This is a genomic window from Agitococcus lubricus, from assembly GCF_003051055.1.
Taxonomy (GTDB): Bacteria; Pseudomonadota; Gammaproteobacteria; order Pseudomonadales; family Moraxellaceae; genus Agitococcus; species Agitococcus lubricus.
The window spans coordinates 125,213-138,056 of sequence record NZ_QAON01000009.1 but is presented as its reverse complement, the minus strand read 5'-3'; the positions used below and the strand labels follow the sequence as shown (position 1 = coordinate 138,056).

Genomic DNA, 12,844 nt, shown 5'->3' with positions numbered 1-12,844 from the left:
CATTCAGCCAATGGCTGGTTGAGTCCAAATGCTTTTATGCAAAAGCATCTACTACTTTTAGAGGGTACAACTGTCTAATTTTCTGGCTAGGATCAAACCTTGCGCTGCAAAGTGATGCGCCAACGCTTGTTTGCTCAATTGCGTGTCAATCGAACAATAGAAGTTAGTTGCCTCTGGCCAATCGTTCATATCCCATTCCCCATAAAAAAGGGCGGAATTTCCGCCCTTTCATGACACACGCCGTTAGAGTGCTTCTGGACGCATGTGTGGGAATAAAATCACATCACGAATCGATGGCGAGTTAGTAAACAACATCACCAAACGGTCAATACCAATGCCCTCACCTGCGGTCGGTGGTAAACCATATTCTAAAGCGCGAACATAATCGGCATCATAGTGCATGGCTTCGTCATCACCCGCATCCTTTTCAGCCACTTGTTGCATAAAACGCTCAGCTTGGTCAATCGGGTCATTTAACTCCGAGAAACCATTAGCAATTTCACGACCACCAATAAAGAACTCAAAACGGTCAGTAATAAACGGATTATCATCATTACGACGTGCCAAAGGTGAGACTTCAGCAGGATACTCCGTAATGAAGGTGGGTTGACGTAACTTGGTTTCAACCGTTTCTTCAAAAATAATGGTTTGTAATTTACCAATGCCCCATGTTGGCTTCACTTTCTCTTTAATGTCTTTTTCAACAATGTGAGTCGCAGCGGCCATATCCCATAATTGATCACGGGTATATTGAGGATTAAAATGCAAAATCGCATCAACCATGCTCATGCGTACAAACGGCGCGCCAAAGTCATACACTTCGCCTTGATAATCGACTTCGGTTTTACCCAATACTTCTAAAGCAACGGTTTTTAACATCGCTTCGGTTAAGTCCATCAAGTCTTTGTAATCGGCATAGGCTTGATAAAACTCAATCATGGTAAATTCTGGATTATGACGTGTAGAAACCCCTTCGTTACGGAAATTACGGTTAATTTCAAACACACGCTCAAAACCGCCAACCACTAAACGCTTGAGGTATAACTCAGGGGCAATACGCAAAAACAACGGCATATCTAAGGCATTATGATGCGTTGCAAACGGTTTTGCGGCTGCGCCACCGGGAATGACGTGCATCATTGGCGTTTCGACTTCCATAAAGTCACGGCCACGTAAAAAGCGGCGAATACCATCAATCACTTGCGAACGCACTTTGAAGGCGTTACGTGTTTCTTCGCTCATAATTAAGTCAACATAACGTTGACGGTATTTGATTTCTTGGTCAGCTAAACCATGAAATTTATCAGGTAATGGACGTAAAGATTTAGTTAACAAACGCACTTGTTCGATATGAATCGACAACTCACCTGTTTTGGTTTTAAAGATATAACCTTGACCACCGACAATATCGCCAATATCCCATGTTTTAAAATCGGCATAGGCGTCTTCGCCAATGCTATTTTGAGCAACATAAAACTGGATACGACCTGTCATATCTTGCACAGTAATAAAGCTAGCTTTACCCATCACGCGTTTGAGCATAATACGGCCAGCCACAGACACCACTTGCTTTTCGCCTGCTTCTAATTCTTCTTTCGTGTTAGCCGCAAACTTATCTTGTAAGTTTTGGGCATAACTATCACGACGGAAGTCATTGGGGAAGGCTTGGCCTTTGGTGCGTAATTCAGCTAATTTTTGCTGACGCTGGGCAATTAATTCATTTTCAGATACTTGAATTTCTGGCGTATTGCTCATGGTTTTCTCTCTAAAAGATAACTCCTCCCCCTTATTAAGGGGGAGGCTGGGAGGGGGTCTTATAAAAGAACCCCACCCTAGCCCTCCCCTAAATTAGGGGAGGGAATACGAAGTTTTTACAAACCCATTTTTAATGAAGCTTGAATAAAATCATCTAAATCGCCGTCTAATACGGCATCAGGACGTGAATGTTCGACACTGGTGCGTAAGTCTTTGACACGCGATTGGTCTAAAACATAAGAGCGAATTTGGCTACCCCAACCATTTTCCGACTTGGTTTCTTCGAGGGCTTGTTTGGCCGCATTTTTCTTTAAGATTTCTAACTCATATAAACGCGCACGTAACATTTTCCATGCACGGTCACGGTTAGCATGTTGTGAACGCTCATTTTGACACGCAACCACTGTACCTGTTGGAATATGGGTTAAACGCACCGCAGAGTCCGTTTTGTTAATATGCTGACCACCTGCACCACTGGCACGATAAGTATCAGTGCGCACATCGGCAGGATTGATTTCAATTTCAATGTTATCGTCGACTTCGGGTGAGACAAACACCGCCGCAAACGAGGTATGACGGCCATTGCCTGAGTCAAAGGGGGATTTTCGTACTAAACGATGCACGCCTGTTTCGGTACGCAACCAACCAAAGGCATAATCGCCTTCAACGCGAATCGTGGCACTTTTAATGCCTGCAATTTCGCCATCGGACACTTCCATCAATTCGCCCTTAAAACCGTGACGCTCAATCCAACGTAAATACATCCGCAACAACATACCCGACCAGTCTTGTGCTTCTGTGCCGCCCGAACCAAATTGAATGTCAACAAAGCAGTTATTGGCATCCATTTCACCGCTAAACATACGGCGAAACTCTAGGTCAGCCACTAATTTTTCGGCACTGGCCAACTCGGCTTTCACGTCTTCGAGTAGGCTTTCGTCATCCGCTTCTACGGCTAAATCAAGCATCGCTTGCGCATCAGCCACTTGCTCGGTCAGCTTATCTAACACTCCAACACTATTCTCTAGTACAGAACGCTCTTTACCTAGGGCTTGGGCATGTTCGGGATTATTCCATACAGTGGGTTCTTCAAGCTCGCGCATCACTTCTTCGAGGCGTTCTTTTTTTAGCTCATAGTCAAAGATACCCCCTAAGCGTTTCGCCACGCTCAGTAAGGTCTTTTATGTGTTTGAGATAGGGATTGATTTCCATGACGGTTTTACAGCTACATGACCAACGAAAGGCGCGAATTGTAGCAAAGTTTGGGGGTTTAGGCGAAGGGTTTGATACATCAGCTTTATAGACTACTCAATATCACTTAACTACAAAGTAATGAATATCACACTATGATTACTCAGGGTTTCATATCATATTTCACGGAGAAACTAGGCTATCACTAGAATACCCCAAGGAGCTTGACTGCATATTATCTAATTCTCTTTGAGCTTCCATATGACCTTGTGCCGCTGCTTTTTCCCACCACATTTTAGCCCAAACATCCATTTGTGGAACGCCTCTTCCTTCTTTATAGGCAAACCCTAACATATATTGCGCATCAACAAATCCTTGCTCTGCGGCCTTCGTAAACCAAGATGCCGCTACAATCTCATCCAAAGTAGTTTCCTTCTTGGCATAAATAATTCCAACAGTGTATTGCGCTTGGGGAAGTCCTTGCTCTGCAGCTTTCTGAGACCAATATAATGCTTGAGTATTATCTTGCTCCGTCCCTTCTCCATAGTAATACATAACACCTAAAATATGTTGTACTTCTATAAGCCCTTGCTCCGCACATGGCTTCAACCATTTTATAGCACGATAATAGTCTTGTTGAATATTATCTCCTTTGTAATACATCAATCCTAAAAGACATTGGGCATCAACATATCCCTTCTCGGAGGATTGTGTAAGCCATTGAATAGCAATAGGATAATTTTTTTCTACACTTTCCCCTTTGTAATACATACGCCCTAAAATAAATTGCGCTTCTGCATTACCCTGTTCAGCAGATTTTTTAAGCCATGTTATTGCTTTAGCATAATCTTGTGAGACTATTTCTCCATTGTAATACATAAGACCTAAAACAGATTGTGCCTCTACGAGTCCTTTTTCGGCAGATTTAGTGAACCATTTTTCTGCTTGACGATAATCTTTGAGACCTATTTTCCCTTCAATATACATAGTCCCTAAAATAAATTCCGCTTTAGCATCACCTTTCTCTGCCGCTTCTTTAAACTCTTTTAATGCAGTAGCGTAATCCCCTTGTTTATACGCCACTGCTCCATCATCAAATCCTGCATTAACCACACTCGTAGTACACAGTAAAAAAACACAAAGTAATTTTTTCATATTTTTTTGTCCTTAAATATTTTCAAAACTTGCTCAAATATCCGCTATGGCATTACCATTGCCACTTAACATCATATTTTTGGATATTGGCATCAGCCGTAAGAATCGTCATGGTATTACTTTGAGCCGTTGCAATCAGCAATCTATCAAAGGGGTCACGATGAATAAACGGCAAACTTTCAATAAGTTGAATATGCTTTACCGCAATAGGAACAAGCTCAATCTGTGACCGTTGAATAGCGGATAAAAACGCTTGTAGTCCGCCACTAAAATCTGACAATTTACCCAAACTATTTTTAATAGCCACCTCCCAAACAGAGGCTATGCTAATGTGCAAGCTATTATTTTCATCAAGCAACAACGCTTTGACATTGGCAGACAAATGCTCATGGTGATTAAATAACCAAAGAGCCGTATGCGTATCAAGCAACAACTTCATCACATATAGTCCTTAAAATCATCAAGCGGTGCATCAAAATCAGCTGACATTTTATATTGGTCACGCAACAAACCAAACATTTGCTCACGAGAAGTCACTTGAGCTTGAACAGGCTTGTTTTGGGGCAAGGTACTCAGCACAAAAGGTAAATCCTTTTGACGCACAGTTTGACGCAAAAACAAATTGACTGCGGTCGTCATATCTAAGCCTAATGAAGCAAAAATCGCTTGTGCCTGTGCTTTGATGTCACTATCAGTACGAATATTGATATTAGTTGTTGCCATGATAATTAACTCCACCAGTTATTGTAGTTAATAGTGTCATATTGTGCGCACAACAGCAACATCTATGGTACTGCTCATTAAATAGAGCTAGGTAGCTTGTATGCAGCGTAGCGGAATACAGGATAAATACTTTATAAAACATTTGTTTACTCCCATAAAACCCGTGTTACGTTACACTTCACACAGACTACGAAACTCGCACACTTTTCACTCAACCACCCGCCAATAATCCACCTTCAACTGCAAGCGGCTTTTATTTCTAAAGGTATTCACATCTAAACGATATGCCAAAAACAACTTTTCAGTTTGTGCAGACCATTGACGCATATCCACATTAAAAGCAATCGCTTCTAAATCTTCACCCGTCACAGGATGTTTTAACAACCATTTTAAATGTTTTTCCTTTAACACCGTAAAATCACGCAACTCAAACTCGCCTTCAAAAATCGGCTCAGGAAAGGCTTGCCCCCACGGGCCACTGTGACGCAATAATTGTGCTAATTCCAAATTAATTTCTTGGGCAGCTAATTCACCATCGGTCAAAATGGTTGCGGTTAAATGTTCTTCGGTGGCTTGCTCAGCAATCACTTGGCTAAACGCTTGTTGAAAAGCCTCAAAATTAGCGCGTGGAATGGTCATGCCTGCGGCCATCGCGTGACCACCAAAATAACTGACCAATCCTGCATGGCGCACGGTGACTAACTCAATGGCATCACGAATATGAATACCGTTAATTGACCGTGCGGAGCCTTTAATTAAATCGCTCTGCTCATCGACAGGCGCAAAAACAATCGACGGTCGATGAAACTTTTCTTTTAAACGCCCTGCGACAATGCCAATGACACCTTGATGCCAAGAAGCATCAAACAAGACAATCGCAGGTGGCAAATTCTCTTCATTAAAATTAAGTTGTTGCATCGTTGCTAAGGCTTGCTGCTGCATATCCCCTTCAATGCTACGTCGCTCAATATTTAAGTCATCTAATTCTTGGGCATATTGTTGAGCTAATACAGGAGAATCCGCCAATAAACACTCAATACCATGCGACATATCATCCAAACGCCCTGCGGCATTAAGACGTGGGGCAACGGCAAAGGCTAAATCTTCGGCTTGAATAGTTTCGCGTTCACGTTTTGCTACTGCTAATAAGGCTTTAATACCCTCTCGACATTGCCCTGCTCTAATCCGCTCCAAACCTTGTGCCACTAAAATACGGTTATTGTCATCCAAAGCCACCACATCAGCGACCGTTCCCAACGCAACAATATCCAAAAAATCACTCATTCGAGGCATAGGTCTGTTGTTAAACCAACCCATACTTTTAAGATGGGTACACAAGGCCGCCATGACATAAAAAGCCACACCCACCCCTGCAATGCTTTTACTCGGAAAAGGACAATTGGCTTGATTTGGATTGATAATCGCATCGGCATCAGGCAGTTGTTTGCCTGTTAAATGATGGTCGGTAATCAGCACTTTGACGCCTGCTTGTTTAGCACGCTCAACCCCTTCACGACTAGAAATCCCATTATCCACGGTAATAATCAGTTGCGGATTTTTTTCATTTAAAGCCACTTCAACAATTTCAGGCGTTAAGCCATAACCAAACTTAAAACGATTTGGCACTAAATAATCAACAGAGTTTGCACCCATCGCACGCAAGGCTAACACCACCACACTGGTACTGGTTGCGCCATCGGCATCAAAATCACCGACAATTAAAATGCGTTGTTGCTGTTGTAACGCGTCTGTGAGTAAGGCTAAGGCTTGGGGCATTCCTAATAATTGTTCGGGTCGTGCTAAAGTTTTTAGCTGATGTTGCACTTGCTGTGGATGTTGTATGCCACGTGCCGCATAAACTCTTGCTAAAACAGGATGCAACTGTTGAAGGCTATCGGAGATAGGTGGAATAGGACGTTGTTTAATAAGTTTGTTCATGGTAGATGTTTAATTCTGCTTTTTAATTTATCGTAAACCTCATTGTTCTCACGTTTACCTATGATTAAAACTAATACAGTAATTTCACCATCGTTTACTTCATAAGCTAAACGATAATCTACTGTGCGTAATTTAATTTTGTATACCGATTCATAACCATTGAGTTTATCGACTGGGACTTTTGGATTTTCTAAACGCTCTAATAACTTTTTCTTAAATTGTGTTTTAATGACGGGCGCAAGTTTTTGCCACTCTTTCCATGCACTAGGCAAAAACTTTAATTTATAAGTCATCAATATTCACCTCAATAGCTTGAGATTTTTCATGCTGACGAGCTGTAATTAACTGTGTTAATTGATAATCATCCAATAATTCCATCAGCTTTTCATAAGTTTCAGCCGCCAACAAATAGGCCGCAGGTTTGTTGTGGTTAAGCACAGCTACAGGTAAACCTTCCGCTTGCTCTAAAATAGCCGTTGGATTACGTTTTAATTCTGAAATGCTCACGGAATGTGCTGCAAGAATTTGATTCATAATTTACCTCTTAAATAAGCCCTGTTTTTAATACTAATTTAGATATTTATAATAGATTTTCGCTCAAAAAAAAGCCTCATCAAGTTAGATGAGGCTTTTATTAACCCATATAGAACTGAGACTGCTTATTTAGCAGCCCTGTCGCATATAGCTTACAATCCCATAGATTGTAAAATGCTATCACGCACTTGGTCTAAAGTGGCATCAATGGTTTTTAACACAGCGGTGTTATTACATTGAGCAATTGCGGTATCTGGGTCTTTTAAGCCGTTGCCTGTTAAGGTACAAACAATGGTTGAACCTTCTGGAATGCGGCCATTTTTAATATCACGAATCGCACCACCAATGGAGGCGGCAGAAGCAGGCTCACAGAAAATCCCTTCATACATCGCTAATTGACGTTGCATATCCAAAATTTCTTGGTCGCTTAATTCATCAAACCAACCACCCGACTCTTCTTGCACTTTTAAGGCTTGTTTCCAGCTTTGTGGATTACCAATACGAATCGCAGTAGCCACAGTTTCAGGATTTTTTACCGCTTCGCCACGCATAAAAGGTGCAGAACCTGCGGCTTGATAACCAATCATTTTTGGACGGCTACCATTCATTGGGCCGCCTGTAAAACGGCAATGACCATTACAGAAAGAACAAGAATCGGTTGGCTTGTGACCTGCTGGCGTTGAATATTCGCAATAACCAATCCAATGCGCGGTAATGTTACCTGCATTACCGACAGGCAAACAGTGATAATCAGGCGCACGACCTAACTCTTCCACAATTTCAAAGGCAGCGGTTTTTTGACCTTGCAAACGATACGGATTCACCGAGTTAACAATCGTGACGGGTGCTTGGCTAGCCACTTGTTTAACTAATTCCATGCCATCATCAAAATTACCACGAATTTGTAAGGTAATCGCGCCATACATCATCGCTTGGGCTAATTTACCCATGGCAATTTTGCCTTCTGGAATTAACACAAACGCTTTAATGCCAGCACGTGCTGCATAAGCAGCAGCAGCGGCAGAGGTATTACCTGTAGAAGCACAAATAATGGCTTTGCTACCCTCTTCAACCGCTTTAGTCACCGCCATGGTCATACCACGGTCTTTAAAAGACCCCGTTGGATTTAAGCCTTCATATTTGACATAAATATCCACATCTTTGCCAATGAGCTTAGGAATATTTTTTAAGCGAATTAAAGGTGTATTGCCTTCGCCTAAAGAAATAATACGGGTATCGTCAGAAATCGGTAAATAGTCACGGTATCTGTTAATTAAACCTGTATAGCGGTTACCTGCGGACATAATTTTCTCTCTACAAAAACATCATCTCTCACACATTGAGCGAGAGGTCGGGAATGGGTTAAGCGTCTAAGGCTTCTAAACGAACACGCACCACAGGGGCAACAATATCCGCTAAAGCTTCTAAACCACCAATTGCACGATTCATTTCGCGCTCAATGACTGGCTTGGTTAAAATAATCACAGGCACTGTGCCTGCTTCTTGTGCGGGCTTTTGTAAAATCGCTTCAATGCTGATGCCATTTTCACTCAAAATACGCGTCACATCGGCCAATACACCCGATTTATCATTAGCTTGTAAACGCAAATAATAAGCCGTTTTTACTGCTTCAACAGGTAATACGGGAATATCGGCTAAGGCATCGGGTTGAAACGCTAAGTGCGGTACACCATTAATGTTTTCCACATTGAGCGAGCGCACAATATCCACAATATCGGCAACGACAGCAGAACCTGTCGCGCCTGCGCCTGCACCTGCGCCATAATACAAGGTTGAGCCAACCGCATCAGATTGGACTAAGACCGCATTTTTAACCCCATTAACGTTAGCAATTAAACGCTGCTCTGGAATTAAGGTGGGATGCACACGCAATTCGATGCCATCAGCAGTACGGCGGGCAATGCCTAAGTGTTTAATTCTAAAACCTAATTCTTCGGCATAACTCACGTCTTCACGGGTTAATTTAGTAATCCCTTCGGTATAAACCTTTTCAAACTGCAACGGAATACCAAAAGCCAATGAAGCCAAAATGGTTAATTTATGTGCAGCATCAATCCCTTCCACATCAAAAGTGGGGTCTGCTTCGGCATAGCCTAAGGCTTGGGCTTCTTTTAGCACATCAGCAAAATCACGACCTTTTTCGCGCATTTCGGTCAAAATAAAATTGCCTGTCCCATTAATAATGCCTGCCAACCAATCAATACGGTTTGCCGCCAAACCTTCTCTCAAGACTTTAATAATCGGTACACCACCCGCAACAGCGGCCTCAAACGCGACAAAGACGCCTTTGGCTTCGGCAGCACCAAAGATTTCATTACCGTATTGGGCTAACAAAGCTTTGTTAGCTGTCACTACGTGTTTGCCATTAGCAATCGCTTGTAATACCAATTCACGGGCAGTGGTTGTGCCACCAATCACTTCGACCACAATATCGACTTCGGGGTCATTGACCACCGCAAAAATATCGCGGCTAACAGTGACACCAGTTAAATCATATTGTGGATAATCACGACGCGCACCCACATGACTGACAATAATATCGCGGCCAGTCCGACGACTAATTTCGGCAGCATTCGCTTTTAATAAATTAAGCGCACCGCCACCGACTGTACCTAGCCCGACGATGCCAATTTTAACTGGTTTCACCCTATCACCTATCTGTTTCAAGAGACGCATTATATGCGCACAACAACCCAACAGCGTCTGACAGGACGCATGCTGTGTAAATTCTTTTAGTCAATCATTTATGTGTCAACAAGTGCAAACATGTGCGGCTTTTGATACGAGATGCGCACAGGCTTTTTAAGGTCTGTTGACGCCAGACACCGTTGTACATCTGTCAATAGCCATTCACCAACACAAGAATGAATCACGTGAACAAAGCCTGCGATGATATAACGGATTGCGAGCAAAATGTATCATTGACCGCTCACAAGACCTAAAAAGCGATATTTTTTTTAGTTTTTTTATCAAAAGAGCTGTTAGTCTTAGTAACAGCTCTTTATCTAAGTCAGTGTATTAAGGTCTGTTTGGGCTTTGCGTGTGAGCAACCCCAATCAAAACGCCAACTGGCTCTAACGAATATTCATGGCGGCAGCTAAGTCTTTGGGCGACAAATAGCCACCCACTTGCATACCACTCTCCAAAAAGACCGCGGGCGTACCACGCACCCCTAAATCTTGGCCTAAATCATATTGTGCTTTGACGGGCGATTTACATTCAGGCGCCGTAATATTTTGTCCCTGTTTGGCTAAGGTTAAGGCCTCACGCGGGTTAGCACTACACCAAATCGCCTCCATCCGTTTAGCCATCGGCGATGGATATCCTGAGCGTGGAAAGGCTAAATAACGCACTTCAATCCCTAGTTGGTTAATTTGTGGGATTTCCATGTGTAGTTTACGGCAATAACCACAATCTACATCGGTAAAGACATAAACAACACCCTTGGTTTGGCCTGTTGCAGGAAAAATGATTTGGTCTTTTTTATCAATGGCAGCAAGGGCTTTTTGGCGGTCACCTGCCATACCTTGTTCGGTCACATTAATGACTTGTTTCCCACGTAACTCTATTAACTCGCCTTGTACCATATAACGGCCATCTGCACTCATATAAGCCGTGCCATAACCTTTGGCTTTGACTTCATATAAGCCTTGAAAAGGTGTCGTTTTAATCGAAGTGACTTCTGCATCTGGAATGGCTTCTTTGATACTGCCTCGAATCGCAGCCTCAATTTGTGGCATATTTGCGTCAGCACTGATGGCTGTTTTAGTGACTGTCGTTGGTGGTTCTGCTTGCGAACAGGCACTGACCATTAATAAGGCTAATGGCAAAACAAATGGACTTAGTTTCATATCATGCTCTCCTAATAAGGTTTAGCTTACCCTGCTGCCAACAAAATACGAGATGACTTTTGTATAGCGGTCAACCCCGCGGATGGTGCTGTTGATGTAATTGCTGCAAGCGTGCTCTAGCAACATGGGTATAAATTTGTGTTGTTGATAAATCACTGTGCCCCAACAACATTTGTACCACACGTAAGTCGGCACCATGATTTAACAAATGGGTGGCAAACGCATGACGTAAGGTATGGGGTGATAAGGGACGCTCAATACCGATTTGTTTGGCATAATCTTTAATGGCATACCAAAAATTTTGTCTGGACATAAAACCGCCTACGCGACTGGGAAACAAGGCATCACTTAAACGGCCACGTACCAGCTCTGGCCTTGCATGCTGTAAATACTGCACCAAATAATCGCGTGCTTGTTCGCCCATCGGGACTAAACGTTCTTTACTGCCTTTACCGCGTACACGCACAAAGCCTGCACGCAAATTTGGCTCATCCATCGTTAAACCTACTAACTCTGAAACCCGCAACCCACAGGCATACAATAACTCCAGCATTGCTTTATCCCTTAAACCCAATACGGTTGATACATCAGGGGCTGCTAACAAGGCATCAACATCTAACTCAGACAGGTCTTTAGGTAAGGCCTGCCCTAAACGTGGACTTTCTAACTCCAACGTAGGATCGTGTGTCAGGTGATTTTCTGCAATTTGTAAACGATAAAAGTGCCTAAGTGCCGATAAACAACGGGCTACTGAGCGTGGACTACGTTGCTGACTAGCTAAATAGTGTAGATAGTTATCAAAATCACTTTTCTGACAACTCGATAGTGCCTTTTGTAAGTAATGCACGACGTGTTTTAAGTCACTGATATAAGCATTCACACTATGTTGACTGAGTGCCTGCGCAATTAAACGGTCACGCAACCATTGCAGCTCGCGTTCTATGGGATTGTCTGCTAAAGGGACGGGCGCAAGTTGACGTGTTTTAGGACGACGCTGACGGGTATTTTTGGGTTTATTGGGCGTAACAGTTGACATCTTTAGGTACTGATTGAGGGCTAAGGTGATTGAGTGCTTGAAGTCGTCTTGCGTAATAGCCTCTACTATCGCTAATTCCTCAGTAGCTAGCAACCATAAACCCAAACATTGTCCATAAAAAAAGCGACGCTAAACGTCGCTTTTTTTCAAAACTGGCGCGGCACTTATTTTGTGCGAGCAACCAACTTCTCTTTAATACGGGCAGATTTACCTGTACGATCACGTAAGTAGTACAACTTAGCACGACGCACATCACCACGACGTTTCACTTCAATCGCAGCAACTAATGGTGAATGTGTTTGGAATACACGTTCTACACCTACGCCATTCGAAATTTTACGTACGGTAAATGCAGAGTTCAAACCTGCATTTTTCTTAGCAATTACAACACCTTCGTAGGCCTGTAAACGCTCGCGGTCACCTTCTTTTACTTTCACTTGGACAACAACGGTGTCACCTGCACCAAAAGCTGGTACGTTTTGTTTCATTTGAGCCTGTTCAATGCTCTGAATGATGGGATGCTTACCACTCATGGTAGAACTCCTAAGAATACGAACGCTTTGATAAATAAGCAATTCGTGGTTACAGAGGCTATGAGTTAACAAGAGCTACTTGCACTCGGCGCATATAACTGTGATTG

At 42.8% G+C, this 12,844-nt stretch carries 14 protein-coding genes; all 14 read right to left on the bottom strand.

The window, feature by feature from the left end; all coding sequences use genetic code 11:
• Positions 1-57 precede the first annotated feature (57 nt).
• On the bottom strand, positions 58-189 hold the full coding sequence (locus C8N29_RS17315; RefSeq protein ID WP_275656210.1) for a hypothetical protein: 132 nt from the start codon (positions 187-189) through the stop codon (positions 58-60).
• Positions 190-243: 54 nt separating this feature from the next.
• Positions 244-1,755 (bottom strand): lysine--tRNA ligase, encoded by a 1,512-nt coding sequence (lysS, locus tag C8N29_RS10475; RefSeq protein WP_107866011.1) that lies wholly within the window; start codon positions 1,753-1,755, stop codon positions 244-246.
• Positions 1,756-1,871: 116 nt separating this feature from the next.
• Positions 1,872-2,967, bottom strand: a protein-coding gene (gene prfB / locus C8N29_RS10470; RefSeq protein WP_107866010.1) for a peptide chain release factor 2 whose coding sequence is annotated in 2 segments (ribosomal slippage) — positions 1,872-2,894 and positions 2,896-2,967 — 1,095 coding nt in all. Because the reading frame shifts where the segments join, the coding sequence is not laid out codon by codon here.
• A gap of 162 nt (positions 2,968-3,129) precedes the next feature.
• Positions 3,130-4,101: an SEL1-like repeat protein gene (locus C8N29_RS10465; protein ID WP_107866009.1), complete on the bottom strand. Its 972-nt coding sequence runs from the start codon at positions 4,099-4,101 to the stop codon at positions 3,130-3,132.
• 52 nt (positions 4,102-4,153) lie between these two features.
• The gene (locus tag C8N29_RS10460) at positions 4,154-4,540 is read right to left on the bottom strand and encodes a type II toxin-antitoxin system VapC family toxin (protein WP_107866008.1); all 387 of its coding nucleotides are present in this window, start codon (positions 4,538-4,540) and stop codon (positions 4,154-4,156) included.
• Positions 4,540-4,824, bottom strand: coding sequence for a type II toxin-antitoxin system RelB/DinJ family antitoxin (locus tag C8N29_RS10455; protein ID WP_107866007.1), 285 nt, complete (start codon positions 4,822-4,824; stop codon positions 4,540-4,542). The genes C8N29_RS10460 and C8N29_RS10455 overlap by 1 nt, the downstream gene beginning before the upstream one ends.
• 207 nt (positions 4,825-5,031) lie before the next feature.
• Entirely contained in the window at positions 5,032-6,762 is a 1,731-nt protein-coding gene (gene recJ, locus C8N29_RS10450; protein ID WP_107866006.1) for a single-stranded-DNA-specific exonuclease RecJ, read from the bottom strand.
• Positions 6,759-7,055, bottom strand: a complete 297-nt coding sequence (locus C8N29_RS10445) for a type II toxin-antitoxin system RelE family toxin (RefSeq protein WP_107866005.1) — start codon at positions 7,053-7,055, stop codon at positions 6,759-6,761. The genes recJ and C8N29_RS10445 overlap by 4 nt, the downstream gene beginning before the upstream one ends.
• Positions 7,045-7,296, bottom strand: a complete 252-nt coding sequence (locus tag C8N29_RS10440) for a type II toxin-antitoxin system prevent-host-death family antitoxin (RefSeq protein ID WP_107866004.1) — start codon at positions 7,294-7,296, stop codon at positions 7,045-7,047. The genes C8N29_RS10445 and C8N29_RS10440 overlap by 11 nt, the downstream gene beginning before the upstream one ends.
• Positions 7,297-7,448: 152 nt before the next feature.
• Positions 7,449-8,600, bottom strand: a complete 1,152-nt coding sequence (thrC, locus tag C8N29_RS10435; RefSeq protein ID WP_107866003.1) for a threonine synthase — start codon at positions 8,598-8,600, stop codon at positions 7,449-7,451.
• Positions 8,601-8,658: 58 nt separating this feature from the next.
• Positions 8,659-9,963, bottom strand: coding sequence for a homoserine dehydrogenase (locus tag C8N29_RS10430; protein ID WP_107866002.1), 1,305 nt, complete (start codon positions 9,961-9,963; stop codon positions 8,659-8,661).
• A gap of 428 nt (positions 9,964-10,391) precedes the next feature.
• Complete coding sequence (locus C8N29_RS10425) at positions 10,392-11,168, bottom strand: thioredoxin fold domain-containing protein (protein ID WP_107866001.1); 777 nt, start codon at positions 11,166-11,168, stop codon at positions 10,392-10,394.
• Between the two features lie 70 nt (positions 11,169-11,238).
• Positions 11,239-12,204 (bottom strand): site-specific tyrosine recombinase XerD, encoded by a 966-nt coding sequence (xerD, locus tag C8N29_RS10420; protein WP_107866017.1) that lies wholly within the window; start codon positions 12,202-12,204, stop codon positions 11,239-11,241.
• Positions 12,205-12,368: 164 nt separating this feature from the next.
• Positions 12,369-12,737, bottom strand: coding sequence for a 50S ribosomal protein L19 (gene rplS / locus C8N29_RS10415; protein ID WP_107866000.1), 369 nt, complete (start codon positions 12,735-12,737; stop codon positions 12,369-12,371).
• Positions 12,738-12,844 lie beyond the last annotated feature (107 nt).